Genomic DNA, 24,634 nt, shown 5'->3' on the forward strand with positions numbered 1-24,634 from the left:
AAAACGCCTGGGCCTACGCCGTGGGCGGCGAATATCAGCTCAATCCGGCCTGGGTATTGCGCGCCGGTCTCAGTATCGATCAGACACCGACCCAGGATGATACTCGCAGCGTGCGTATCCCCTCGGATGATCGACGCATCTTCTCATTGGGTGCCGGCTGGACACCCCTGCCTGCGCTGACCATCGACGTCGCTTACTCTTATTTGACCGAGCGCGGCACCGTGATCAATCAGACCAAGACCGACAGCTTCGGCGGTTCGCCCCCGGTCACTTCCAGGTACCGCGCGGATTACAAGAACGAGGCCCATGGTTTCGGCGCTCAGGCGACCTATCGTTTCTGATCGAACGCAAGACTCAGCGAACGCTCAACCCGGCCCCTGTGGCCGGGTTTTCATTTGTCGGTCTATGTCAGGCTGCTTCAGTCTGCATCATTCATGAAGGCTGCCTGCATCAGCTCCCGGGTATAGGATTTTTGGGGATTGTCGAACAGCTCTCGGGTTGTACCCTGTTCGACGACCTGGCCTTCCTTCATCACCAGCACGCTGTCCGCCAGTGCCCGCACCACTGCCAAATCGTGGCTGATAAAGAGATAGGTCAGGTCGTGCCTGCGCTGTAGCTTCCGCAGCAGCTCTATCACCGTAGCCTGCACCGAGCGATCCAGCGCCGAGGTGGGTTCATCGAGCAGCAAGAACTCCGGTTTCAACACCAGCGCCCGGGCGATGGCGATGCGCTGGCGCTGGCCGCCGGAAAACTCGTGGGGGTAGCGCTTGCGCATGGCAGGGTCCAGGGCCACTTCCTTGAGCGCCTCCTGAACCCGCTGGTCCCGCTCGGCGCGCTTGAGTTCCGGATGATGCACCCGCAAGCCTTCGCCGACGATCTCGCCCACGGTCAGCCGAGGTGACAGTGAGCCGAAGGGGTCCTGAAACACCACCTGCATACGCTTGCGCAGGGGGCGCATGGCTGCAGTCTCCAGATGGGTAATGTCGCTGTCGTCGAAGCGGATCTCGCCCTGGCTCTTGAGCAGGCGCAGCAGGGCGCGACCCAGGGTCGACTTGCCGGAGCCGGACTCGCCGACGATGCCCAGGGTCTGGCCGCGCTTGAGGGTTATATCGATGCCGCGTACTGCTTCGAAGTAATCGTTGTGGCCGAACCAGCGACGCTTGGTGGTGAAGCGCACCTGCACATGATCGGCCTCGAGCAGCACCGGGCTATCCTCGGGCACCGGCGCCTTGCTACCGCTCGGCTCCGCGTCGATCAAGGCCCGGGTGTAGTCGTGGCGAGGGCTGGCGAAAACCTCTTTTGTCGTGCCCTGTTCGAGCAGTTCGCTTTGTCGCATCACGCAGACCCGATCGGCAAAGTGGCGCACGATGCCCAGATCGTGAGTGATAAACAGGATCGCCATGCCGTAGCGCTGCTGCAACTCCTCGAGCAGCTTCAGTATCTGGGCCTGCACCGTGACGTCCAAAGCGGTGGTGGGCTCGTCCGCGATCAACAGTTCCGGCTCGCAGGCCAGCGCCATGGCGATCATCACCCGCTGGCGCTGACCCCCGGAGAGCTCGTAGGGATAGCTCTTCACCCGCCGCGCCGGTTCGGGAATGCCCACCTGTTCGAGCAGTTCAATTACCCGGGTTTGGGCGCGCTTGCCCCGCAGCCCCCGATGCAGGCGCAGCACCTCCGCGATCTGATCGCCGATACGATGCAGCGGATTGAGCGACGTCATGGGCTCCTGGAAGATCGTGGCGATACGATCGCCGCGAAGTTCGCGCATGCGCCGGTTTGAAGCATCGAGCAGGTTCTCGCCGTGAAAGCGGATCGCGCCACGAATACCGGCGAGCTCCGGTAGCAAGCGCAGAATGGCGGTACTGGTCACGGACTTGCCGGAGCCGGACTCGCCGACAAGCGCCAGGGTCTCGCCTTCCTTGATGCTCAGACTGACGTTCTTTACCGCCGGCACGTCGCCGTCTGGCAGGTGGAAGTCAACGCACAGATCATCAATTTCAAGTAGGGGAGTCGTCATGATGGATTCCTAGCGGGTCTTGGGATCAAGGGCATCTCTCAGCCCATCGCCCAGGAAATTCAGGCAGAACAGCGTCAGCGCCAGGAACACCGCCGGCACCAGCAGCATCCAAGGGGCGCTTTGCATCATGTCGGTGCCCTCGCTGATCAGCACGCCCCAGCTGGTCAAAGGTTCCTGAACGCCGAGACCAAGAAACGACAGGAAGCTCTCCAGCAGGATCACCTTGGGCACGGTGAGGGTGACGTAGATGATCACAGGACCAATGGCATTGGGAATCATATGGCGGGTGATGATGGCGCGATTGCTCACCCCGAGGGCGTGGGCGGCCTCGACGAACTCCCGGCGCTTGAGCCCCAGGGTTTGGCCGCGCACGATGCGGGCCATGTCGAGCCACTCCACCGCGCCGATGGCGGCGTAGATCAGGAAGATGTTGCGCCCGAACACCACCATCAGCAGGATCACCAGAAACATGAAGGGCAGGGAATACATGATGTCGACGAAGCGCATCATCAGATTGTCGGTGCGTCCCCCTGCATAGCCTGCTATCGCACCATAAAGCACGCCAATCACCAGGCTGACCAGAGTGGCGACCAGGGCTACGGAAAGCGACACCCGGCCTCCGTAGAGAGTGCGGGCGAGCAGGTCGCGGCCGTTGGCGTCGGTGCCGAGAAAATGACCGCCTTCCAGGGTGGGCGCGACGTTGAAGGCGTTCCAGTCCACCTCCGCCAGGCCCCAGGGCAGCAGATAGGGGCCAATGAGACAGGCAAGAGCGATGACAACCAAAAGCCACAGGCTGGCCATGGCAGCCTTGTTCTGTTTCAGGCGCCGCCAGGCCTCCCGGCCTAGGCTCTGGCCTTTTTCGGCAGCCGCGCTTGGGTCGGGTCGAGACGGCGGGTTGGGGCTGCCCGCGGGAAGGTTTTCACCGCTGTAGGGCGTGGTGTCAGTGGTCATGGGCATCAGTCGTCATAGCGGATTTGCGGATCGAGCACCGAATAAAGCAGGTCCACGATCAGGTTGAGCAGCACGATCAGGGCGCCGTAGAACACTACCGTGCCCATCACCAGGGTGTAGTCGCGATTGAGCGCCGCCTGGACGAAATAGCGCCCGATGCCGGGGATGCCGAAGATCTGTTCGATGACTACTGAGCCGGTGATGATGCCGGCGATGGCCGGTCCCAGATAGGAGAGCACCGGCAAAAGCGCCGGTTGCAGCGCATGGCGCAGAATCACCTTGGACTCGGAGAGCCCCTTGGCCCGAGCGGTGCGAATGAAATGACTGCTTAGCACCTCGATCATCGAGGCGCGCATCATGCGGGCGATGTAGGCGATCTGCTGGATCGACAGGGCGATCACCGGCAGCACCATGTTCTGCCAGGCACCGCCGTTCCATCCCCCTACCGGCAGCCAGGCAAGCGTCACGCCGAACACCAGCGCCAGAATGGGGGCGATGACGAAGTTGGGCACGGCGATACCCGCAAGCGCCGTGCCCATGACCGCATAGTCCACGGCGGTATTGCGCTTCAAGGCGGCAATGATGCCCAGGGGCAAGCCGATCGCGAGTGCCAGCAGGATCGCCCAGAAGCCCAGTTCCAGACTCACCGGGAAGCCCTGAGCGATCAGATCGGTGACGGAGAAATCCTTGTACTTGAAGGAGGGGCCGAAGTCCCCCTGCAGCAGGTTGCCCATGTAGCGCAGGTACTGCATGGGCAGGGGCTCGTCGAGATGATAGGCGGCCATCAGGTTGGCCTCGATCTCCGGCGGCAATTGGCGCTCGCCGTCAAAGGGCCCGCCCGGGGCGATACGCATCAAAAAGAACGAGAGGGTGATGACGATCAGCAGGGTTGGAATCGCCATCAGCAGGCGCTTGAAAATATAGCTCAGCATGCGGTGAGTCCTTGCGGTTCAAGGCAGTGCTGCTGATCGTGATGGCGGCAACAAAGATAGATCAAGGGATTAGTCCTCGATAGTGATATAGCGAAGCGGATGGACGTCGGTAGGGGTGATCTGCCAGCCCTTGATTCGCGGCGACACCAGATGAACGCTGACATAGTCGTACAGCGGCAGCAGCGCATAGTCATCAAGCAGATGCTGCTGCGCCTGGGTCATCAAATCGGCACGCTTGGCGTCATCGAGCTCTCGGGTGCTTTGCTCAACCAATGCGTCGTAGCGGTCGCTTTGATAGCCGCTGCTCTTGTGGGCCGAGCCACCCGTGGCGTAGGCGTTGAGAAAATCGTAAGGGTCGTTGATCGTGGCCATCATGCCGTAGCGGGCCACCTGGAACTGGCCCTGATTGACGCTCGAGTAGTGCACCGCAGCCTCTGAATTGATCAGCTCCACGTTGACGCCCAGCTCCCGCCACATGGCCGCCACCGCCACGGCGATCTTCTTGTGATCCTCCAGGGTGTTGTAGCGCAGCGTCAGATCAAGCGGACGCCCCGGGCCATAACCCGCCTCTTTCATCAGCTGCCTGGCTCGGGCCATACGTTTGTCCATCGGCCAGTCGGCGAAGGCCGTCTCCCCTCGAGCGCCGCCAGCAGCGGTGCGGGGCACGTACCAGTAAGATGCATCCTGGCCCATGCCGAGAATCTGCCGGGTGATCACGTTCCGACGCACCACCAGGTTGAGCGCCTCACGAATGCGCTTGTCCGCAAGCGGCTGGTCCTCACGCACATTGAACATGTAAAAGTACTGGGCCACCAAGGGACCGACCCGCAGGGCATCGCCTAGATTATTCTTCGCCCAGGAAAAGCGTGACGAAGGAACGCTTGAGTAGGCGATGTCCAGGCGCCGGTGCGAAAGCGATTCAGGGCCGAGCCTGCATCCTCGATGGGGTAGAACGTCACGCCATCGAGGGAGACCTCGTCGGCGGCATAAAAATGCGGATTCTTGACGACTCGAATGCGCTCTTGAGGACGCCACTCGCCGAGAGTGAAGGCACCGCTTGAGACCATGCGCCCCGGATCGGTCCAGTCATCGCCCTGGGCTTTGAGCGCGTGCTCGGGGAGCGGTGCGGCTTCGCTCATCGCCAGTGCCTGTAGAAAATAGGCCGTGGGTTCGCTCAAATGAACGACCAGGGTGCGATCGTCCATGGACTCTACCCCGAGGGTGGACGGATCGGCCTGGCCAGTATTGACCTTACGGGCATTGCGAATGGCGTAGTAGAGCGTGGCGTTGTGGTTGGCGGTGGCCGGGGTCAGCAGCCGGCGCAGGGCGAAGACCGCATCATCAGCGGTGATCGGGACTCCGTCGGACCATTTGGCGCCACGCAGCTTGAACCTATAGGTCCTGCCATCGTCGCTGATGCGCCAGGACTCGGCCAGACCCGGCACCAGGCTGCCGTCTGGGGCATAATCGATCAGACGATCGAACAGCGCCCGGGTAATCCGCGTTTCCCAGTTGCCGTTGACCTTCTGAGGGTCCAGGGTGCCAGGCTCGGCGCCGTTGCCGATCTCGAGTGTCGCGCCAGGGGCAGTGCCCGAGATCGCAAGGATCAATAATGCTGGCAATAGCCGGCATGTCAGTCGATGGAAAGCCATTATTCCTCGATACTGATCCAGCGAGAGGGATGATCGTCTTCCACGTTGTCCTCCCAGCCACGCATCTTGGGGTTCACCAGGTTGCGCGAGACGTAGTAGAGCAGCGGCACGATGGCATAATCGTTCATGGCAAGCTGTTCCGCTTGTTCGAGAAGCGTCTCGCGTTCTGCCGCATCCAGGGTGGTGGAGGCTTCCTCCAACAGGGCATCAAACTCCGGATTGGCGTAGGCGCCGTAGTTGTTGCCGACGCCGCTTTTGAGCAGCGTCAGGAAGTTCTCCGCGTCGTTGTAGTCGGCAACCCAGCCGGCCCGAGCCACGTCGAAGTCGCCTTGCTGAATGGTCTGGTAATGCACCGTGGCCTCCGAATTGACCATCTCGACGTTGATCCCCAGCGGGCGCCACATGGCGGCCATGGCCACGGCGATCTTCTTGTGTTCATCCGAGGTGTTGTAGCGCAGGCGCAAATTGAGAGGATTGCCAGGGCCATAGCCGGCTTCTTCGAGCAATTGCTTGGCCTTTTCCATGCGCGCGTCCATGTCCTCGCTCAAATCCATGGTCTGGACATCGTAGTTGGCCGTGCCCTTGGCCACGAGAGACTGAGAAGGCAAAAAGGTACCGGCCATGATCTGCTTGGCGATTACATTGCGCCGAGCCGCTAGATTCAAGGCCTCGCGTACCCGCTTGTCCGCAGTGGGACGGCCCTTGCGATGATTGAGCACGTAGTAGTAGGAGCCCAGATAGGGGGCCATGTGGGTGGCGTCGGGCAAATTGTCCTTCAGCCATTGATAGCGGCTGGACGGATACTCTCTGAGAACATCGAGTTCCCCGGCGCGAAAGCGCGAGACACCCGCATTGCGATCTTCCGTGGTGTGATAGTTGACCTGATCGAGGGCGACCTGATCTGCCTCGTAGTACTGTGGGTTCTTGACCGCGGTGATACGCGACTGGGACACCCACTGCGTAGGCTTGAAAGCGCCGTTGGTGGCGATGTTGCCAAGCTTTACCCACTGCTTGCCGTACTTCTCGGCGGTGTGCTTCGGCGCCGGATAGGCGGTGTAGTGGGTCAGCAGTTGAATGAAGTAGGGGGTCGGCGAGTTGAGGGTGACTTCAAAGGTCTTGCCATCGTCGAGGGACTTTACACCCAAGGCATCGAGGGGTTTGTCACCGACGTTGACCGCCTTGGCATTGGCCACCGGATAGAGCATGTAGGCGTATTTGGAGGCGTTCTCCGGGTCGAGCATGTTGCGCCAGCCAAATACGAAGTCCTCGGCGGTAACCGGCTTCCCGTCGGACCACTTGGCGCCGTCCCGCATGGTGAAGGTATAGGTCTTGCCATCCTCGGAGACTTTCCAAGAGGTCGCCATGCCCGGCAGAATTTCCCCGTCCGGGGCTTTCTTGACCAGGCCTTCGTAGACGTCCATCAGTACCTGGGATTCCCACACCCCGCCGGAGACCTGGGAGGCATCAAAGGAGGCAAGCTCTCCCATGACGCCGATATCTAGGGTCTGGGCTTGAAGGGTGGTGGCGAGCAAACCGGTGGAGAGCGCCATAGCGCTCAGCAGAGAGCGGCGGAAAATCGGCATCTTGTCGTCCTTGTTCGTTTGTCCGAATAACATTCGTCAGCAGGCTCATACTGACACGGCTAGGCTTTTTCTAATCTTCTCTTCTCAGAAACATCGTTGTCTATGGGGAATTTGCTGTGGGGCATTCCACTATCGTAGTAGATTGCGGGTAGTAAAAATGACTGCTGAACGATTGGCGATCATAAATCGGGTAGCACAGTGGACGGCCCTCAGGATGACGCTCAAGCGCCGGTTGGCTACAATAAGCCGCTTTTGCCCGTCTCTTCATACTTCATGCAGCACGTCAAAACAGGATCATCATGCAAGAGATCAATCCGATCACTAACCTCATCAAGGATCTGTCCGAACGCACGGACATCCTGAGGGGGTATCTTTGACTATGCCGAACGCAAGGATCGGCTAGAGGAAGTCACCCGAGAACTGGAGAATCCAGACGTCTGGAATGATCCGGACTACGCCCAGAAACTGGGCAAGGAGCGGGCCAGCCTGGAGCAGATCGTCGCCACCATCGATGAACTCGATCAAGGGCTCAAGGACAACGCCGAACTGCTCGAACTGGCGGTGATGGAAGAGGACGAAGGCACCGTCGAGGAGGTCAACAAGGAGCTTGCCCAGCTCGAAGCGGCCCTGGAGAAACTCGAATTCCGCCGCATGTTCTCCGGCGAGATGGATGCCAACAACGCCTATCTGGATATTCAGGCCGGCTCCGGGGGCACCGAGGCTCAGGATTGGGGTAACATGCTGCTGCGCATGTATCTGCGCTGGGCGGAGCATCACGGGTTCAAGGCGGAGATCGTCGAGCTTTCCAGTGGCGAGGTGGCAGGCATCAAGTCCGCGACGATACATGTTCAGGGCGATTACGCCTTCGGCTGGCTGCGCACCGAGACCGGAGTGCATCGTCTGGTGCGCAAGAGCCCGTTTGATTCCGGCGGCCGCGACATACGTCGTTTGCATCGGTATTTCTGTCACCGGAGATCGATGACAGCTTCGAGGTGGATATCAATCCGGCGGACCTGCGCACCGATACCTATCGCTCCAGCGGCGCCGGCGGCCAGCACGTCAACACCACGGATTCCGCGGTGCGGATCACCCACGAGCCCACCGGCATCGTGGTGGCCTGCCAGAGTCAGCGCAGCCAGCACGCCAACCGGGATTTCGCCATGAAGCAGCTCAAGGCGAAGCTGTGGGAGCACGAGATGGACAAGCGCAATGCTGCCAAGCAGCAGGCGGAGGACAGCAAGGCGGACATTGGCTGGGGCAGTCAGATACGCTCCTACGTGCTGGACGATCAGCGCATCAAGGATCTGCGCACCGGCGTTCAGTCGAGCAATTGTGACAAGGTGCTTGACGGCGACCTGGATCAGTTCATCGTGGCGAGTCTAAAACAAGGGTTATAGGGCAGAGCAATGGCGAATCAGGACAATCCGCACTCCTCTCCGGAGACTCAGGACGAGAATCATTTGATCGCGGAGCGTCGGGCCAAGCTGGCGGCCCGGCGCGAGCAGGCCGCGGAAACCGGCGAAAGCGCTTTTCCCAACGACTTCCGCCGCGACAGCCTGGCCGCTGAGCTACAGGCGGAGCTGGGCGAGTTCGACAAGGCGGCGCTTGAAAGCCGCAATCGTCAGGCCGCAGTGGCCGGGCGTATTCTCAGGAAACGCGGTCCGTTTCTGGTGATTCAGGACGTTTCGGGACAGATTCAGCTTTATGTGGACAAGAAAGGGCTGCCGGAAGCCATTCTTGAAGACATCAAGAGCTGGGACATTGGCGATATCGTCGCCGCCCAGGGGCCGGTGCACAAGTCAGGCAAGGGCGATCTCTACGTGATGATGGTCGAGGCAAAGCTCTTGACCAAGAGTCTGCGCCCGCTACCGGATAAGTTTCATGGCCTGACCGACATGGAGGCGCGCTATCGCCAGCGCTATGTAGATCTGATCATGAACCCGGACTCGCGTCGTGCCTTCGAGGTACGGGCCGGAGTGGTCTCGGCGATCCGGCGCTTTTTCGAGGCACGGGGCTTCATGGAGGTCGAGACGCCCATGCTGCAGCCGATTCCTGGCGGTGCGGTGGCGCGTCCTTTTATCACCCATCACAATGCGCTTGACACGGACATGTACCTGCGCATCGCCCCGGAACTGTATCTCAAGCGACTGGTAGTAGGGGGCTTCGAACGGGTCTTCGAGATCAATCGCAACTTCAGAAACGAAGGCCTGTCGACGCGGCACAACCCTGAGTTCACCATGCTGGAGTTCTATTGGGCCTATGCAGACTATCGGGATCTGCTCGATCTCACCGAGGAGATGGTGCGTCAGGTGGCGCAAGAGGTGTTGAATACCAGCGTGCTGACCTATCAGGGCACTGAGTATGATCTCGGCCAGCCGTTCAAGCGCTTGACGATGCGCCAGGCGATTCTCGAGCATGGCGGGCAGTTGGAACAACCCATCGGGGAAAGCGATATCGATCTTTTCGATGCGGCCAAGGCTACTGCCGAGCGTCTAGGAATCTCGGTCAAGGATGGCTGGGGCCTAGGCAAGCTGCAGACCGAAATCTTCGAGGAGGTCGCCGAGTCGAAGCTCGACCAGCCGACCTTCATTACCGAATATCCTGCCGAGGTCAGCCCTCTGGCCCGGCGCAACGATACCAATCCCTTCGTCACGGATCGATTCGAGTTCTTCGTCGGCGGTCGCGAGATTGCCAATGGCTTCTCGGAGCTCAACGACGCCGAGGATCAGGCGGAGCGCTTCAAGGCCCAGGTAGCGGAGAAGGACGCCGGCGATCTGGAGGCGATGTATTACGACGCGGACTACGTGCGGGCGCTGGAATATGGGCTGCCACCGACCGCGGGGGAGGGCATCGGCATCGACCGGTTGGTGATGCTGTTCACGGACAGCCCATCGATTCGAGATGTGTTGCTGTTCCCGGCCATGCGCCCCGAAGTGGAGTAAGTTGGAGTGAAAGAGCTGCGCTTGTCTACAGATTGATGATTGGCTTGGGGCAGTACGCCGCGAACACGCTGTGAACCCCTCCTTGGGCGCTCCTTTTTTCATCCCTGAAAAAAGAGGTTCGCTTTGCACAGCCCCAAGCCGCCAAGAGTTGGATCAATCTTGTCGCTGGACGATGGTAACCCGCCGCACTTGCGCCCATAATGAGCGTCGTTTCGATATCGCGTAGGTCGAGGAGAGTCCGATGAAACTGCTCAACCGCTCAGCCCTGAGCGTCAAGCCCACACAAGAGTTCGTCGACTGGATCAACTCGCTGGAACCCACGGTGGGCGACGACGATCTGACCCTCGATGATATCGATCGTGAAAGCACCGTCTATCTGATTCCCGAGATGGATAGTCCTGAAGCGCTTTCCGCCTTCGTTCGGGAACGCCATAGAGAAATTCTCGAGAGCGAACTGCGAGCCTGGGAAGAGGACGAGCGCCAGTGGCCGGAAACCCATGACTGGTCGTTGTTCCAGCGCTTTCTTCGGGTCGAGTATAGCTTTCTATCCGTGGATCTGGACGATAAAACACCGCTGGAAATCGCCGAGATAGACGATGTGCTTTTGCTGGATGCGGACCAGGACTAGCGATATTGGGTTAGCGCCCTTTTAAAGTGACAACTTCTTGAACCTGTTCACGATCTAGCGAGTTAGAAGTCAGACGAGGCAAATTCGGATTAAAAGGCGGAGTTTACTGGTGTAAATGAGTACTTTGATCGGACTCGCGCACGAGAACGAATTTAACGAAGTATGACCAACACGCAGCAGATCATGAGCAGGTTTTCAGCCCGGCCTTGCCGGGTTTTCTTATTATATGAGTCGACTTTTCGAAACACGCCCTGGAGACGATGGGCTGCCCGGACCCCAGCGACGCGCTGCCGTCATTGTGCTGATTTTCGGCACCCTGATGGCGGTGCTCGATGCCAATATGGTCAATATCGCTCTACCCACCATGGCGCGGGATCTGGATATTGCGCCTTCTCGGGTGGTGTGGATCACCAATCTCTACCAGCTGGTGGGAGCCATGAGCCTGTTGGCTTTCGCCGCCTTCAGCCAGGTCATCACTCGGCGCCGGCTCTACATCGGCGGTATGACGGTCTTCGCGACAGCGTCCCTGGGCTGTGCGCTGACCCGAGATTTCGAATGGCTTCTGCTTTGGCGAGCCCTGCAGGGGCTCGGGGCCGCTGCAATGTTGAGTATCGGGCCATCGCTATATCGATTGATATTTCCTACCCGGCTGCTGGGTAGTGCCCTAGGCATTAGCGCCATGGTGGCGGCCCTGGGCTATGCCTCCGGGCCTTCGTTGGGAGGGCTGGTATTGGCCATTGCCGGCTGGCCCTGGCTATTCGCGCTCAACGTGCCCATCGGAATCATGGTTGTATTGCTTGCCTGGCGGGTGCTGCCCAAGGAAGCGCCTCGCTCCGGGGGATTCGATTTTCTCGGTGCCTTGCTATCCGCGCTCATGCTGGGATCGCTGGTGGTGGCAATGGACGCCCTGGCTCATGAAGGCGGATTGCTCGTCTTCTCAGCACTGCTGATGGCGGGATTTGCAAGCGCTTGGCTTTTCCTGCGACGCCAAAGACGGATCACGCATCCGCTGCTGCCTCTTGAGATATTCAGCTCGAGACGTCTGTCCTTTGCGGCAACAGTGTCCGGAGTCGTTTTCGTGGCTCAAGGGCTGACCTTTGTCTGCCTGTCATTTCTCTATCAGGACGTGCTGGGCTATTCGCCGCTGGTAGCGGCAGGATTATTTACCCCTTGGCCGCTGGTAGTCATGGTCGTCGCGCCTTTGGCAGGGCGATTTGCCGATCGATTCAACCCCTCGCTGCTGGCGTCGATAGGATTGGGTTTCGCAGCGATGGGACTGGCATCCTTGGCACTGCTCGATGCAGAGGCGGACATTGCTGACATTGTTTGGCGACCGGCGCTATGTGGACTGGGTTTTGGTATGTTCCAGTCGCCCAACAATCGGGAACTGCTTTCCAATGCTCCCAAATCGCTGAGCGCTATCGCCTCCGGGGTATTGGCAACGGTACGCACCTTCGGTCAGTCCCTTGGGGTGGCGCTCACCGGGCTCGTGTTTGCCTGGGATCCACAAGGCGTGCATGTCGCCTTGTGGATCGGCGTCGGTGTGATATTGATGGCCTTGCTCATCAGCAGCTGGCGCATCCCGATCACGGCCGCTACCCGAAGGGAAGAAGGCGTTGGCGAGTCATCGCCTGGACTGAAGTGAGGCGGTACAATGACGCTCAACCTGATGCAAGATCAAATCGATGAAAGGAGGTCATGCATGAGTGTCCAAACACGCATTGAAGACAAGCTCAAAGCTCTCGACCCTGAGTATCTTGAGGTCGAGAATGAAAGCCACATGCACAGCGTGCCGCCCAACTCGGAGACTCACTTCAAGGTGACGCTGGCCTCGCAGCGCTTTGAAGGACTGATGCCGGTCAAGCGCCATCAGCAGGTCTATGCGGTCCTGGCGGACGAGCTGGCAGGGCCGGTGCATGCACTGGCCCTGCATCTGTACACGCCCCAGGAGTGGATCGCTCGCGGGAACTCGCGTCCTGACTCCCCGAACTGTCGGGGCGGTGGACGCTAGTGCCCGGCGAACCCCTGCGCTCTCAATATCTCGAGGCCATGGGTCTGACCGCTTGGGTCAGTCGTTACCGACTACCCAATGCGGCGCCCACGACCCAGTGTGAATGGCTCGAGCCCGAAGCGCCGCCAAGCCAACCACCGGCCCAGCGCTTACAGGCACTGCTAGGCAAGGCTGCTCACGAGGAGAGAGCGCTTGAAAACGATCAGGATCGTTCGGCGTCGTCAACAGCATCGTCCTTGAGCAACCCCTCGTCCCCGTCTGTAGCAACGCCATCACGTCAAGCCAGGCGAGCCCGGGCATTGTTGGATGACAATGGTATCGACGGTGATGAAGACAAGGGTAACGACGACAGCGATAGCAGCAGGGCTCCTCAGACGCGCGTCGCCAAAGTTGGATCGGAAGCGTCTGATCTTGCTCCAGATACCAGCACTGTCTCCCCCCAGGCTTCCCTGCGTTTTTCATTGCAGATTGCCGCTCTGGATGGTCGCTGGCTTGTGATGCTGCCAGGTCGAGAGTTAACAGATTCCTTGGCCAGAGGCTTATTGGCCAATCTGTTACAGGCGGCGCATATCGCTCCTGGTACGGCACTCGATTTCCAGGCTTTCGATTGGCCGATGATGGAGGGGTTGCCCGTGGAAGCGCCGCTGGAAGAAGCCAAGGACGGTCTGCGGGCCTTCGTCGAAGGCCGTCGCCGGCGCGGCTGGCGTCCGGAGCGCCTGTTGCTCTTCGGGGAAGATGCCACATTGGATTCGGTGCTAAGCCTGCAGGAGCACCATTGCCATTTGTTGGACATTCCCGGCTGGCAAGGCCCTTCATTGCAAACGCTTGCACAGTCTGCACAGGCCAAGCGAGAAATATGGCCACTGCTGAACGAATGGCGCAAAGCCTGGCATCAAGCGGCTCAAGGCAAGACGGATGATGATGAAGCGGCGCATTGAACCGCTAACGTCCCGATGGCTGGATCGAATAATCGCCATCGAAAGCGCCGGTCAGTTACATCCCTGGTCCCGGGCCCAGCTTCAAGATGCTTTCAAGGATGAGCGTGCGGTTCTTTTGGGTGCTTTCGAAAATGATGATCTGGTGGCCTACGCGGCAGTCTATCGATTGCCGTTTGAGGCGGAATTGCAGGCGATCACCGTTGCCCCCGAGGCTCGACGACGCGGTATCGCTCGAGCTCTGCTCGAAGAAGTAGTCGTGGAAGCGATGCGCTGGGGCAGCGAGCGTGTGCTGCTCGAGGTCAGGGAATCGAACTGGGCGGCTCGGACACTGTATGAGCGGCAAGAATTCTCGGAGGATGCTCGGCGGCGCGGGTACTATGCACCTGCACAGGCTTTGGAAGCAGGACAGCGCGAGGACGCGCTACTGATGTCACGCTGTCTTGCTACCGCTGATAGGTCGTGACATCAGCGGCGATCATGCATCAAGGAGTATGGCATCAGGAAAAGCTGGTTTCGCTACTCTCTGAGCTTTCCAGCTCGCGAAACTTTTCCAACAAGCCGTTCAGGCGCCGTTCCCATTCTTGGTGTTCCTGCTTGAGTCGAGCGTTTTCCTCGCGCAACTCTTCGCTTTCCATCTTCAGCATCTCGAGGGATTCCACCGCGTTGGTGACCTTCTGCTCCAGCTGATTGAAAAGTTCGATGCTCATCCTGTTCTCCTGACGTCTTGCAGTTCTCTGAAGGGGTTTTGTTCGTTCTAACGGATACTTTGGGGGCGTCCTGCAGCCGTTCAGCCTACGCTGCGAGGGTGGTCTCGGCAAGCGTCTCCAGCTGGCGACGCGGTACGTTGATAGAGCCGGCCATGGCTCTCTCCCGCCGGCACCTCGCGGTGCAGTTTCCAGGTTGCAGGTACCTTCAGCACAAGCTCCGACTCCGTCTCTACATAGATCCAGGCCTCGTCGTTTAACCATCCTCGTTGTTCAAGCAAGCAACAGGTATCGCCGGCCAATCCCTGGCGAAAGGGTGGGTCGAGAAAGACGATATCGAAAGGCTGTGGCGGACCGTTCAAGAATGCAAGCGCACTGCGAGTGATCACGTGCCCGGAAGCGTCCAGGGTCTGCAGATTTGCTTCGATGCCGCGCGCGACCGCGCCGTCGGCTTCGACGAAAAGCGCTTCCTGAGCGCCTCGCGAAAGCGCCTCCAGCCCCAAGGCGCCGGTGCCAGCAAACAGGTCGAGCACGCGGCGATCCGCAAGCTCAAACGCCAACCAGTTGAATAGCGTTTCTCGCACCCGATCCGGAGTCGGACGCAGCCCGGGATGATCTGGTACCGGTAGCAGACGGCGGCGGAATCTGCCGCCGATGATGCGCAGCTTCCCGCCTCTCTTGCCACGGGAGCTGGCGGGAGTTGAGCGGCTTGGGCGGGATGTAGAAGGGCGACGAGGATTCATGATCGGCAGATTGTACGAGGGGACTCATAAAAGCGATAGTCTTCGATGATAGTCCTAGGCGTTGGTCTACAGCGATAGTGCACAGTGATAGAATATTGCCATTATTCATCTTTCAACTGACAGAATTTGCCCATGTTCGGTTTTTTGAAGCGTAAGAAAAAGCAGGACTCCGATCAGCAGGACGCCTTGGAATCCCAGACGAGCAATGCCGAAGGGCAGAAGGTCGAGGAGGAGACCAAAAAACAAGGCATCGACGCGGAGGTTACTGCCACAAAAGTGGTACAGGAGCATGATCCTGAGGCCCAGCAGAGCATTTCCTATGAGCCAGATGCGCTCGAACGTGACGCCGCTCGAGAAGCGCTCGACGATAGCGAGCTGGTACCGGGTGAGGCTCATAGTGCGTTGGATGAGATACCCGTCGAAACGCCTCGAGAGGAGTTGGCCCATGAGGTTTCCCGTCCTGAAGAGAATACCCCGCCGCTAGGTGAAACCCGCGCCGAGAATGCCGTTTCGCCCGACTCCTTCGACGGCGAGAAGGATGAAATCAAGGAAGAGGTGCTGGCCCAGGCCGCGGCGGAAGCGCACCAGGAATTGCGCGAGCAAGACGACAATCACGTGCCGCATGATGTTTCGGCTACGTCCAGTCAGGATGCCAGCGCCTCCTCGTTGGCTCAGACGTCGCCGGATCAAGAACCCGGCCAGAAAAAGCCCCGTTCAGAGAAGCAGGCTGGTTCGCCCGCATCAAATCCGGGCTGGGCAAGACTCGCGCCAACCTGACCGATGGCATCGCCGATCTATTCATGGGCAAGAAGCAGATCGATGATGAACTCATGGAGGATCTCGAGACCCAGCTGCTGATGGCGGATGTAGGTATCGAAGCCACCAGCGAGATCATCGACCGTCTCTCTGCACGGGTTTCTCGTAAGGAACTCAAGGACCCCCAGGCGCTTTATCGTGCGCTGCAGGAAGAGCTGACAGACTTGCTGGCGCCGGTGGCAACGCCACTGACCCTGCCGCCCAAGGGCGAAGGGCCCTTCGTCATTCTGATGGTGGGGGTCAATGGTGTGGGCAAGACTACTACCATCGGCAAGTTGACCAAGCGTTTTCAGGCAGAAGGGCGCAGCGTGATGCTGGCCGCCGGCGATACCTTTCGCGCCGCTGCGGTGGAGCAATTGAAGGTCTGGGGCGAGCGCAACAAGGTGCCGGTGGTGGCTCAGCATACCGGCGCTGACAGCGCCTCGGTGATCTACGACGCCCTGGCGGCTGCCAAGGCGCGCAAGGTCGATGTGCTGATCGCCGATACCGCGGGGCGGTTGCATAACAAGGGCCATCTGATGGAAGAGCTCAAGAAGGTGCGTCGAGTAATGGCGAAGCTGGATGAGTCCGCGCCTCAGGAAGTGATGCTGGTGCTGGATGCGGGTACCGGACAGAATGCCCTTGCCCAGGTCAGCACCTTCGACGAGGCGATTCCGGTGACCGGTATTACCCTGACCAAGCTCGATGGCACCGCCAAGGGGGGAATCATCTTCGCCCTGGCCAAGCAGAAGGCCATACCAATCCGCTTCATCGGCGTCGGTGAGACTCTCGACGATCTGCGTCCTTTCGCGGCCCAGGATTTCGTGGCGGCGCTGTTTTCCCGGGAAGACGAGAACGTCGGATGATCCGTTTCGAGCATGTCGGCAAGCGCTACGGTGGGCGTTTCGATGCGCTGGCCAACATCGATTTTCGTATCCGCCGGGGCGAGATGGTTTTTTTGACCGGCCATTCCGGCGCGGTAAGAGTTCGCTTCTACGGCTGCTCATGCGGCTCGAGCGCCCCACCCGGGGAAGAATACTGGTCGCCGATCACGATATCGATCGGCTGCACACCAGTCAGATTCCGTTCTATCGCCGTCAGATCGGCGTGGTGTTCCAGAATCACCAGCTGTTGTTCGATCGGGATGTCTTTGCCAACGTGGCGCTTCCTCTTCAGATCCAGGGACTGGAACCTCATGAGGCAGCCCGTCGCGTACGCGCAGCGCTGGACAAGGTAGGCCTGCTGCATCGTGAAAAGGCGCTGCCCATCGAGCTGTCCGGCGGTGAGCAGCAGCGTATCGGCATCGCCCGGGCCGTGGTCAACAAGCCGGCGCTGCTGTTGGCGGACGAGCCTACTGGCAACCTGGATCCACAGCTGTCTGCGGACATCATGCGCCTGTTCGAGGATTTCAATCGCATTGGCACCACAATCATGATCGCGAGTCACGATCTTGCCCTGATCGCACGACTGCACCACCGGATATTGAAGCTGAGCGAAGGGCGCTTGATTGGTGACGATGCCACGGTCGAGGAAGTTTCATGAACGCTTCCAGAACGCCTCCCCCGCGTCAGCCAAGGCAGCGGTCATCGTCGTCAGACCAGCCGGATACTCGTCAGGCGAAGTCAAGACGAGGCGCCCGCAGTCAACGAACCAGAGTCAATAGCCGATTGAGGGCCTGGGCGCGTCATCATCGCGCCATGGCGCTCGATAGCGTGCGGCGTCTTATACGACGGCCCCTGGGCAGCCTGATGACCATGCTGGCAATCGGTGTCGCACTGATTTTGCCTTGTGCTTTATGGCTGACCCTGGACAGTGCTCGACTGCTGGATGCAGGGCTTGAAGAGAGCGCGAGTCTGACGGTGTATCTTGATACCGCTATGGAAGAGAGCGAGGCCATGCAGATGGCCAGTATCTTGCGTGATCAGCCTCAGGTAGCGGCTGCGCGGCTTGTAACCGCGGCGGAAGGCATGGCGGAATTCGAGCAGGCGCTAGGGCTCGAGGACGCCTTGATGCGGCTCGACTCCAATCCATTGCCGGCCAGCGTAGTCGTTGCACCGCTGGATACGTCGCCACAAGCGGTACGTGACTTGAGCGAGCAGTTAGAAAGCATTCAAGGCGTCGATGAGGTTCGGCTCGACCTGGCTTGGCTTGAGCGTTTGCGTCGCTTGGCGGAGCTGGGCCAGCGCCTGACTCTAGCGCTGGGCGTGCTGTTCGGCTTCGGTGTGTTGTTGATCGTTGGCAACACCATTCGTCTGTCCGTCGAGAACCGGCGCCAAGAGATCGAGGTGGTCACCTTGATCGGTGCAACCCATGCCTTTGTACGTCGGCCATTTCTTTATAGCGGCGCCTGGTATGGCCTGGGCGGCGGCCTATTGGCCTGGCTGCTGCTGGGGCTAGGCGGGCAATGGCTATCGGCGCCGGTACAGGCGCTGGCACAAAGCTATGGAGCCCATTTCACGGTACCAAGACTCGATTGGGAAGGCTCGGCAGCACTGCTTATTTCGAGTACACTATTGGGCTGGTTGGGCGGCTGGATGGCGGTAGATCGCCATTTAAAAGAGATAAGACCGCGTTGACGTAATGGGCTCAAACTTTGTGGGTAGCACCGTTTTCAACGGGGAACTTCGTTTATCCTTTGCGGTCTCATCAGCAGCGTACTATGTTAGGAGTCTAACGATTATTTCGCCAAATCAATGTCGGTTTCCTTCTCACGAGGCAACATGGAGACATCCTGCATGAGCACCAGTCTTCAGCCTATTGGCCAGCTTTCACCGGGCCAGGATCTGAACGGTTACATTCGCGCGGTCAACGGTATCGCCGTACTCACCGCGGAAGAAGAACGCGAGCTGGGCTTTCGTCTGTATGATCACAACGATCTGGAAGCTGCACGGCGTCTGGTCATGTCGCACCTGCGATTTGTGGTGCATATTGCTCGCAGTTATTCCGGTTATGGTCTGCCCCAGGCGGATCTGATTCAAGAAGGCAATGTCGGGCTCATGAAGGCGGTCAAGCGTTTCGACCCGAATCAAGGCGTGCGCTTGGTTTCCTTTGCGGTGCACTGGATCAAGGCTGAGATACATGAGTTCGTGTTGCGCAACTGGCGTATCGTCAAGGTCGCCACTACCAAGGCTCAGCGCAAGCTGTTCTTCAACCTGCGCAGCGCCAAGAAGCGTCTTGCCTGGCTCAATGTCGATGAGGTGGACGCAATCGCCAAGGACCTCAACGTCAAGCCCGAGGTAGTGCGTGAAATGGAAGGGCGTTTGTCCGCCTTCGATGCCGGTTTCGATGCCTCGCCCTCTGAAGAAGAGGATCAAGGCTACCAGGCGCCGGCACACTATCTCGATGATGAGCGTTTCGATCCGGCGGTACAGCTCGAAGACAACGATTGGGAAGAAGATTCTACCCGTCGTTTGCAAACAGCGCTGGCGAGCCTTGATGAGCGCTCCCAGGATATCTTGCGCAGCCGCTGGTTGACGGACAGCAAAGCCACTCTTCACGAGCTGGCTGACACCTATGGTGTTTCTGCCGAACGTATCCGCCAGCTCGAAAAGAACGCCATGAAGAAGATTCGGCAGCAGTTGGGCGATGCTTTGGTCGCCTGATAGATTATCTCGGACGTATCCATGATGCCCTTGGCCAACCGGTCAAGGGCATTTTCTTGTCATCGAATGAAGATTTTCAAGGCGCAGGTTGCAGCGCGGCTATCGGTATCAGCAGCTCCCGAGATATCACTTGCCATTGCTCATCCCAGTTCGAAGTAGGCAATCGCTTGAAATCGCTGCGCACATATTGACCGATTCGCCCTTCGGCTAGGGCCAGCAGAAGATTGGCTGCGGAGGAGACTGGCAGTATCGGACGCAAGCCCTCGCGGAGCTCGGCTTCGCGCAGGATCTGCTTGAACTGAGTTTCCAGGCGTTCGAACAGCTGATTCATCCGCGTTCGCAGTCTCTCGGTCTCACCGATCAGAGCATCGCCGTTGAGCAGCCGACACAGCCCCGGGTTCTTTTCAGCGAATCCCAGCAGCAGTTTGAGAACGTGCTGGCAGCGTGGCAGTGCATCCAGAGTCTCATTGAGAATGAGCCGAATGCGTTCGAACAGACTCTCCTCAATGAACTCGATCAAGCCTTCGAACATGCGTGCCTTACTGGGAAAATGTCGATAAAGGGCGGCTTCGGAAACGCCGACCTGACGGGCCAGTGAGGCGGTGGTGATGCGTTTACCGCTGTCTTCTTCCAGCATTAGTGCCAGCGCCTGAAGGATTTGATCCCGCCGGCTCTGTTTGGGTGTATTTGCCTGCGTCATGATGATTTTTCTAATAATATTTTATGGTTCTTCTGATCCTACTCGGCGGTTTTCTCCGGGGCAAACAGGAATTTAGACGCTAGTGAGTAATGCGCTCGTCAATGGCATCCATTTATAGGCTTTCACTCATGATAGATGGGTTGTCGTCATTGGTGATCAGCGTGCCTACCCCAGCGTTGGTGAAGATTTCCAGTAACGTTGCATGAGGCACACGGCCATCGATGATATGAGAGCTGACCACGCCACCCTTGACCGCCTCCAGGGCACACCGAATCTTGGGCAGCATGCCGCCATGGATGGTGCCGTCAGCGATTAGATTATCCACTTGAATCGTCGAGAGCCCCGTGAGCACTTTGCCATCGCCATCCATGAGTCCGGCGACGTTGGTCAGAAGCATCAGTTTCTCTGCGTTCAGCGCCTCCGCCACCTTTCCCGCCACCAGATCCGCATTGATGTTGTAGCTGCGTCCCTGACCATCCACCCCGATTGGCGCGATCACTGGAATGAAATGTCGGGCGGTCAGCATCTCTATCAGCTCCGTGGAGACATGCTCGACCTCGCCGACGTGACCGATGTCGATGATTTCCGGCGCGGTCATTTCCGGGCTTTGATGGCTTACCTTCAGTTGGCGGGCGCGAATCAGTCCGCTGTCCTTACCGGTCAGGCCAATCGCCTTGCCCCCGCACTGATTGATCAGGTTGACGATCCCCTTGTTGACCAGGCCACCCAGGACCATTTCCACCACATCCATGGTTTCCGCATCCGTCACCCGCATGCCGTTGACGAAGCGCGACTCGATCTTGAGCTTGTTGAGCAGATCACCGATCTGTGGGCCACCTCCGTGAACCACTACCGGATTGATGCCTACCTCTTTCATCAGCACCATGTCCCGAGCAAAGGAATCGACCAGGGTCTGCTCGGTCATGGCGTTGCCGCCATACTTGACCACCACGGTCTTGCCGGAAAAGCGCTGGATGTAGGGCAGGGCTTCAGACAGTATCTCGACAACCTGACGCGGATCACGGGTCTGTTGAGTCATGGAGTTGCAGCCTTTTTGCAGATGAACGTGCGTAGCTGAAATGGTAACGATAATGAAAGAGGCCGGCATCAAAGCCGGCCTTTCAAAAGCAATTGGCTGTCAGAAAGGAATATCGGCGTCCGGGGCAACCTGCTTGAGGGCATGACGGAAACTATCCTGAATGCGCTCCAGCGCTTCCTGGCTCTTGCCCTCGAAACGAAGTACCAGCATGGGCGTGGTATTGGAGGCGCGACACAGTCCCCAGCCATCGGAATAGTCCACGCGAATGCCGTCCAGGGTCGTCTTGACGCCGTCGTTGCCGAAGTCGCCCTCCTTGGCCAGACGCTCGACGATGTCGAACTTGTTGTCGTCGGTCACTTCGACGTTGAGTTCCGGGGTGCCCAGATCCTGCGGGTAGCGATCGAAGAAGGTATCCGCGTCGTCGTCCTGCTTGGAGAGAATTTCCAGCAGACGCGCGGCGCCGTAGAGGCCGTCGTCGAAGCCGTACCAGCGCTCCTGGAAGAAGATATGGCCGCTCATTTCACCGGCAAGCTGAGCGCCGGTCTCCTTCATACGCGCCTTGATCAGCGAGTGGCCGGTGCGCCACATTTCCGGCGTACCGCCGGCGTTCTCGATCACCTGGGCCAGATTGCCAGTGCACTTGACGTCGAAGATCACCTTGGCGCCCGGATTGCGGCTCAGCATGTCTTCGGAGAAGGCCATCATCAGACGGTCAGGATAGATCACCTCACCCTTGGGAGTGACCACGCCCAGGCGATCGCCATCACCATCGAAGGCCAGGCCGATGTCGGCGCCGGTTTCCTTGACGCTTTTAATGACGTCCTGAAGATTTTCCAGCTTGCCCGGGTCCGGATGGTGATTGGGGAAGGTGCCGTCGATGTCGTCGAACAGACGAACCGTCTCGACACCGAGGCGCTCGATCAGCTTGGGCCCCAGCTCACCGGCTACACCGTTGCCGCAGTCCACCACCGCCTTGAGCTTGCGCTCGAGAGTGACGTCACCGAGGATGCGATCGAGATAGGCGTCCCGCATGTCCTCTTCCCGAATCGTGCCCTGGCCGTTTTCCAGATCGTCGTTCTTGATGCGCTCATACAGCGCGGTGATGGCATCGCCGGATAGGGTCACGCCGTCGAGCACGATCTTGAAGCCGTTGTAGTCCGGCGGATTGTGGCTGCCGGTGACCATGACGCCGGAGGCGGTGCCGTCGAGTACATATGTGGCGAAATAGAGCACCGGGGTCGGCACCATACCGATATCGATCACGTCCTGGCCGGCGGCGGTGAGCCCGCGTGCCAGTGCGTCCTTCAGTTTAGGGCCGGATAAACGACCGTCCCTGGCCACCACCACCGTGGACTCGCCCCGGGCAGCGGCTTCGCTGCCGATGGCACGACCGATCAACTCGACGCTCTCTTCGGTCAGGGTGTCATCGACGATGCCGCGAATATCGTAGGCACGAAAAATGGAGGGCGTTATCTGAGTCATGGCGTCTTCCTTGAGTAGGTTGAAGAGTTGATTGAAGAAAGTGGGTCGAAAGGCATGGATCGAAAGTAAATGAGAGTATGCAAGGCTAGTGGCGCCCGGAGTGGCCGAACCCCCCCGCGCCTCGTTTGCTCGTGGTGAAATCCTCTACCACCTCGAGTTCGGCCTGAACGATGGGAACGAGCACGTACTGTGCCAGACGTTCACCGGGTTCGAGCACGAACGGCGTCTGGCCGCGGTTCCACACCGAGATCATCAGTTCGCCCTGATAATCGGAGTCGATCAGCCCCACCAGGTTGCCCAGCACGATGCCGTGCTTGTGGCCAAGGCCCGAACGCGGCAGAATCATGCCGGCAAGACCCGGATCGCTGATATGAATAGCCAACCCCGTACGCACCAGTTCGCACTCCCCCGGGGCGAGTTCGAGAGGTGCATCGAGCAGCGCCCGTAGGTCCATGCCGGCACTGCCCTGGGTTGCATAATGGGGTAGCGGATAGTCGTGAACCCGGTCGTCAAGAATTCTTACGGCGAGTCGAGGGCTAGCGGTGGTCGATGGTGCTTTTTCGCTCATTAAGTGACCTGTGAAGAGGGGCAAGAGGATTGTTCGTCGGTGGCGCTCAGGCGCTTTATCGCCGTGTCGATGATCTTGGCGGCAAGCATCGTCTTGGGCTGAGGCGACAGTTCAAGACGTCCCGGCGCGGCCTCGTTCTCGGTCCCACGCCACAGTAGCAGAGCCGCGTTCTCGTCGGCCCCGAAACCAAGGCCCGGCCGACCGACATCGTTGGCCACGATCATGTCCAGCTGCTTGCGGGTCAACTTATCCAGGGCATAGCGTTCGAGATCACGGGTTTCGGCGGCGAAGCCGACGACGAAAGGTCGAGAGTCGACGGCACTTTGTGCAATCGTCGCTATGATATCCGGATTCTTGACAAGTCGCAGAGTCAGGGCGTCCTCATCCGAGGACTTCTTGATCTTGTGTTCGGCGATCTGCTCGGCGCGGTAATCCGCCACCGCCGCGCAGCCAATGAATATGTCGCTATCAACGGCGGCTTTCTGGGCTGCTTCAAGCATTTCCAAGGCGGACTCCACGTCGACACGTTCGACCCCGGGGGGCGTTTCGAGGGCCACCGGGCCGCTTATCAATCGTACCCGTGCACCCCGTTCGACAGCCGCTTGCGCCAGGGCATAACCCATCTTGCCGGAGCTGTGATTGGAGAGATAGCGCACCGGATCCAGCGGCTCCCGGGTCGGCCCGGCGGTGATGGTGATGGTCAACTCAGCGGCATCCGTTGCGTGTTGTGCCAGGCCAGAGGGTTTTGACCCAGTGTCAGTTAGACGGTCCAGCAATTCATTCACAATCGCCTCGGGTTCCAACATCCGCCCGGGCCCCACATCGCCGCAGGCTTGATCCCCCGCGTCCGGACCCAGCAGGTGCCAGCCGTATTTTTCCAGGCGACGAGCGTTTTCCAGCGTGGCCGGATGACGCCACATGGCCTGATTCATGGCCGGGGCCATGCACCACAGGGCGTCATTTGCCAAACATAGCGTGGTCAGAAGATCGTCCGCCTGGCCCTGAGCCAGACGCGCCATCAGATCCGCGGTGGCCGGAGCGATCAGGATCAGCTCCGCCCAGCGCGCCAGCTCAATATGGCCCATGCCGGCTTCCGCCTCGGGGTCGAGCAGCGAGGTGCGTACCTGCTCCCCGGTCAGCGCCTGCAAGGTCAGCGGCGTGATGAACGCCTGGGCGCCTTCGGTCATAACGACCCGCACCTCGGCCCCGGCTTTTTTCAGAAGCCGCGCCAGATGCGCGCTCTTGTAGGCCGCGATCCCGCCGCTGATTCCCAGCAGGATACGCGTTCCAATCAGCGAGGCGTGTGTGCGTTGCGACATGCGTGATTCTCCCCGAAGAGCAATCGGC

Annotated in this window: 22 protein-coding genes and 3 pseudogenes; 12 read left to right on the forward strand and 13 right to left on the reverse strand. The window is 59.4% G+C overall.

The features are described from left to right. A partial coding sequence (locus tag CH74_RS04675) for an outer membrane protein transport protein (protein WP_048306312.1) occupies window positions 1-341 on the forward strand: 341 nt, incomplete at its 5' end. A 77-nt stretch (window positions 342-418) separates the two neighbouring features. On the opposite strand, the gene CH74_RS04680 is transcribed toward CH74_RS04675, so the two are convergent. The 6 genes from CH74_RS04680 to CH74_RS04700 all read right to left on the reverse strand — a co-directional run bounded on the left by CH74_RS04680 (window position 419) and on the right by CH74_RS04700 (window position 7,135). After that, the gene (locus CH74_RS04680) at window positions 419-2,017 is read right to left on the reverse strand and encodes an ABC transporter ATP-binding protein (protein WP_048306313.1); all 1,599 of its coding nucleotides are present in this window, start codon (window positions 2,015-2,017) and stop codon (window positions 419-421) included. 9 nt (window positions 2,018-2,026) lie between these two features. After that, entirely contained in the window at window positions 2,027-2,968 is a 942-nt protein-coding gene (locus tag CH74_RS04685) for an ABC transporter permease (protein ID WP_082140297.1), read from the reverse strand. A gap of 5 nt (window positions 2,969-2,973) precedes the next feature. After that, on the reverse strand, window positions 2,974-3,900 hold the full coding sequence (gene oppB / locus CH74_RS04690; RefSeq protein ID WP_048306314.1) for an oligopeptide ABC transporter permease OppB: 927 nt from the start codon (window positions 3,898-3,900) through the stop codon (window positions 2,974-2,976). 69 nt (window positions 3,901-3,969) lie between these two features. Beyond that, window positions 3,970-4,713, reverse strand: a complete 744-nt coding sequence (locus CH74_RS19355; RefSeq protein WP_367379091.1) for an ABC transporter substrate-binding protein — start codon at window positions 4,711-4,713, stop codon at window positions 3,970-3,972. A 26-nt stretch (window positions 4,714-4,739) separates the two neighbouring features. Next, window positions 4,740-5,552, reverse strand: coding sequence for a peptide ABC transporter substrate-binding protein (locus CH74_RS19360; RefSeq protein ID WP_253272949.1), 813 nt, complete (start codon window positions 5,550-5,552; stop codon window positions 4,740-4,742). Then, window positions 5,552-7,135, reverse strand: a complete 1,584-nt coding sequence (locus CH74_RS04700) for a peptide ABC transporter substrate-binding protein (protein WP_048306315.1) — start codon at window positions 7,133-7,135, stop codon at window positions 5,552-5,554. The genes CH74_RS19360 and CH74_RS04700 overlap by 1 nt, the downstream gene beginning before the upstream one ends. Window positions 7,136-7,434: 299 nt before the next feature. Here CH74_RS04700 and prfB point away from each other — a divergent pair. The 7 genes and pseudogenes from prfB to rimI all read left to right on the forward strand — a co-directional run bounded on the left by prfB (window position 7,435) and on the right by rimI (window position 14,117). Further along, window positions 7,435-8,532: pseudogene (prfB, locus tag CH74_RS04705) on the forward strand (peptide chain release factor 2). A gap of 9 nt (window positions 8,533-8,541) precedes the next feature. After that, complete coding sequence (gene lysS / locus CH74_RS04710) at window positions 8,542-10,077, forward strand: lysine--tRNA ligase (RefSeq protein WP_048306316.1); 1,536 nt, start codon at window positions 8,542-8,544, stop codon at window positions 10,075-10,077. Window positions 10,078-10,318: 241 nt separating this feature from the next. After that, window positions 10,319-10,705: a hypothetical protein gene (locus tag CH74_RS04715; RefSeq protein ID WP_048306317.1), complete on the forward strand. Its 387-nt coding sequence runs from the start codon at window positions 10,319-10,321 to the stop codon at window positions 10,703-10,705. 226 nt (window positions 10,706-10,931) lie between these two features. Continuing rightward, window positions 10,932-12,350, forward strand: a complete 1,419-nt coding sequence (locus CH74_RS04720; RefSeq protein WP_048306318.1) for an MFS transporter — start codon at window positions 10,932-10,934, stop codon at window positions 12,348-12,350. Window positions 12,351-12,407: 57 nt separating this feature from the next. Further along, a complete protein-coding gene (locus CH74_RS04725; RefSeq protein ID WP_048306319.1) occupies window positions 12,408-12,716 on the forward strand; it encodes a BolA family transcriptional regulator in 309 nt (102 codons plus the stop codon). Continuing rightward, a complete protein-coding gene (locus CH74_RS04730; RefSeq protein WP_156181376.1) occupies window positions 12,716-13,654 on the forward strand; it encodes a hypothetical protein in 939 nt (312 codons plus the stop codon). Before CH74_RS04725 ends, CH74_RS04730 begins: the two co-directional genes overlap by 1 nt. Further along, window positions 13,638-14,117: a ribosomal protein S18-alanine N-acetyltransferase gene (gene rimI / locus CH74_RS04735; protein WP_253272950.1), complete on the forward strand. Its 480-nt coding sequence runs from the start codon at window positions 13,638-13,640 to the stop codon at window positions 14,115-14,117. The genes CH74_RS04730 and rimI overlap by 17 nt, the downstream gene beginning before the upstream one ends. A gap of 34 nt (window positions 14,118-14,151) precedes the next feature. Here the strand turns inward: rimI and zapB are convergent, their stop codons facing one another. Both zapB and rsmD read right to left on the reverse strand, forming a co-directional pair. After that, window positions 14,152-14,361 (reverse strand): cell division protein ZapB, encoded by a 210-nt coding sequence (gene zapB, locus CH74_RS04740; RefSeq protein ID WP_048306320.1) that lies wholly within the window; start codon window positions 14,359-14,361, stop codon window positions 14,152-14,154. A gap of 80 nt (window positions 14,362-14,441) precedes the next feature. Then, entirely contained in the window at window positions 14,442-15,101 is a 660-nt protein-coding gene (gene rsmD, locus CH74_RS04745; protein WP_048306321.1) for a 16S rRNA (guanine(966)-N(2))-methyltransferase RsmD, read from the reverse strand. Between the two features lie 132 nt (window positions 15,102-15,233). Between rsmD and ftsY the strand changes: the two are divergent. The 4 genes and pseudogenes from ftsY to rpoH all read left to right on the forward strand — a co-directional run bounded on the left by ftsY (window position 15,234) and on the right by rpoH (window position 19,498). Continuing rightward, window positions 15,234-16,762: pseudogene (gene ftsY, locus CH74_RS04750) on the forward strand (signal recognition particle-docking protein FtsY). Beyond that, window positions 16,759-17,438, forward strand: a pseudogene (gene ftsE / locus CH74_RS04755) (cell division ATP-binding protein FtsE). The pseudogenes ftsY and ftsE overlap by 4 nt, the downstream one beginning before the upstream one ends. Beyond that, window positions 17,435-18,472, forward strand: a complete 1,038-nt coding sequence (gene ftsX / locus CH74_RS04760) for a permease-like cell division protein FtsX (protein WP_048306323.1) — start codon at window positions 17,435-17,437, stop codon at window positions 18,470-18,472. Before ftsE ends, ftsX begins: the two are co-directional and overlap by 4 nt. A gap of 159 nt (window positions 18,473-18,631) precedes the next feature. After that, window positions 18,632-19,498, forward strand: coding sequence for an RNA polymerase sigma factor RpoH (rpoH, locus tag CH74_RS04765; RefSeq protein ID WP_048306324.1), 867 nt, complete (start codon window positions 18,632-18,634; stop codon window positions 19,496-19,498). 76 nt (window positions 19,499-19,574) lie between these two features. Here rpoH and slmA read toward each other — a convergent pair whose 3' ends face one another. From slmA to coaBC, 5 genes are all read right to left on the reverse strand, one after another. After that, window positions 19,575-20,198, reverse strand: a complete 624-nt coding sequence (gene slmA / locus CH74_RS04770) for a nucleoid occlusion factor SlmA (protein ID WP_048306325.1) — start codon at window positions 20,196-20,198, stop codon at window positions 19,575-19,577. Between the two features lie 112 nt (window positions 20,199-20,310). Next, a complete protein-coding gene (gene argB, locus CH74_RS04775) occupies window positions 20,311-21,237 on the reverse strand; it encodes an acetylglutamate kinase (protein ID WP_048306411.1) in 927 nt (308 codons plus the stop codon). 99 nt (window positions 21,238-21,336) lie between these two features. Further along, window positions 21,337-22,719: a phosphomannomutase/phosphoglucomutase gene (locus CH74_RS04780; protein ID WP_048306326.1), complete on the reverse strand. Its 1,383-nt coding sequence runs from the start codon at window positions 22,717-22,719 to the stop codon at window positions 21,337-21,339. 85 nt (window positions 22,720-22,804) lie between these two features. Continuing rightward, on the reverse strand, window positions 22,805-23,287 hold the full coding sequence (gene dut, locus CH74_RS04785) for a dUTP diphosphatase (protein ID WP_048306327.1): 483 nt from the start codon (window positions 23,285-23,287) through the stop codon (window positions 22,805-22,807). Beyond that, window positions 23,287-24,606 carry a bifunctional phosphopantothenoylcysteine decarboxylase/phosphopantothenate--cysteine ligase CoaBC gene (coaBC, locus tag CH74_RS04790; protein WP_048306328.1) on the reverse strand — a complete coding sequence of 440 codons (1,320 nt, stop codon included), beginning with the start codon at window positions 24,604-24,606 and terminating at the stop codon, window positions 23,287-23,289. The genes dut and coaBC overlap by 1 nt, the downstream gene beginning before the upstream one ends. Window positions 24,607-24,634: the final 28 nt, after the last annotated feature.

Origin of the sequence: Halomonas sp. PR-M31 (genome assembly GCF_001039575.1) — a bacterium.
Taxonomy (GTDB): Bacteria; Pseudomonadota; Gammaproteobacteria; order Pseudomonadales; family Halomonadaceae; genus Modicisalibacter.

What these genes read in the sequence shown, in the direction of transcription:
- CH74_RS04780 (WP_048306326.1), bottom strand. Translation starts at nt 22,719, where the DNA reads ATGACTCAGATAACGCCCTCCATTTTTCGTGCCTACGATATTCGCGGC.
- oppB (WP_048306314.1), bottom strand. Translation starts at nt 3,900, where the DNA reads ATGCTGAGCTATATTTTCAAGCGCCTGCTGATGGCGATTCCAACCCTG.
- coaBC (WP_048306328.1), bottom strand. Translation starts at nt 24,606, where the DNA reads ATGTCGCAACGCACACACGCCTCGCTGATTGGAACGCGTATCCTGCTG.
- rsmD (WP_048306321.1), bottom strand. Translation starts at nt 15,101, where the DNA reads ATGAATCCTCGTCGCCCTTCTACATCCCGCCCAAGCCGCTCAACTCCC.
- dut (WP_048306327.1), bottom strand. Translation starts at nt 23,287, where the DNA reads ATGAGCGAAAAAGCACCATCGACCACCGCTAGCCCTCGACTCGCCGTA.
- CH74_RS04700 (WP_048306315.1), bottom strand. Translation starts at nt 7,135, where the DNA reads ATGCCGATTTTCCGCCGCTCTCTGCTGAGCGCTATGGCGCTCTCCACC.
- rimI (WP_253272950.1), top strand. Translation starts at nt 13,638, where the DNA reads ATGAAGCGGCGCATTGAACCGCTAACGTCCCGATGGCTGGATCGAATA.
- zapB (WP_048306320.1), bottom strand. Translation starts at nt 14,361, where the DNA reads ATGAGCATCGAACTTTTCAATCAGCTGGAGCAGAAGGTCACCAACGCG.
- lysS (WP_048306316.1), top strand. Translation starts at nt 8,542, where the DNA reads ATGGCGAATCAGGACAATCCGCACTCCTCTCCGGAGACTCAGGACGAG.
- CH74_RS04685 (WP_082140297.1), bottom strand. Translation starts at nt 2,968, where the DNA reads ATGACCACTGACACCACGCCCTACAGCGGTGAAAACCTTCCCGCGGGC.
- CH74_RS19360 (WP_253272949.1), bottom strand. Translation starts at nt 5,552, where the DNA reads ATGGCTTTCCATCGACTGACATGCCGGCTATTGCCAGCATTATTGATC.
- CH74_RS04715 (WP_048306317.1), top strand. Translation starts at nt 10,319, where the DNA reads ATGAAACTGCTCAACCGCTCAGCCCTGAGCGTCAAGCCCACACAAGAG.
- CH74_RS04720 (WP_048306318.1), top strand. Translation starts at nt 10,932, where the DNA reads ATGAGTCGACTTTTCGAAACACGCCCTGGAGACGATGGGCTGCCCGGA.
- CH74_RS04725 (WP_048306319.1), top strand. Translation starts at nt 12,408, where the DNA reads ATGAGTGTCCAAACACGCATTGAAGACAAGCTCAAAGCTCTCGACCCT.
- argB (WP_048306411.1), bottom strand. Translation starts at nt 21,237, where the DNA reads ATGACTCAACAGACCCGTGATCCGCGTCAGGTTGTCGAGATACTGTCT.
- rpoH (WP_048306324.1), top strand. Translation starts at nt 18,632, where the DNA reads ATGAGCACCAGTCTTCAGCCTATTGGCCAGCTTTCACCGGGCCAGGAT.
- CH74_RS04680 (WP_048306313.1), bottom strand. Translation starts at nt 2,017, where the DNA reads ATGACGACTCCCCTACTTGAAATTGATGATCTGTGCGTTGACTTCCAC.
- slmA (WP_048306325.1), bottom strand. Translation starts at nt 20,198, where the DNA reads ATGACGCAGGCAAATACACCCAAACAGAGCCGGCGGGATCAAATCCTT.
- ftsX (WP_048306323.1), top strand. Translation starts at nt 17,435, where the DNA reads ATGAACGCTTCCAGAACGCCTCCCCCGCGTCAGCCAAGGCAGCGGTCA.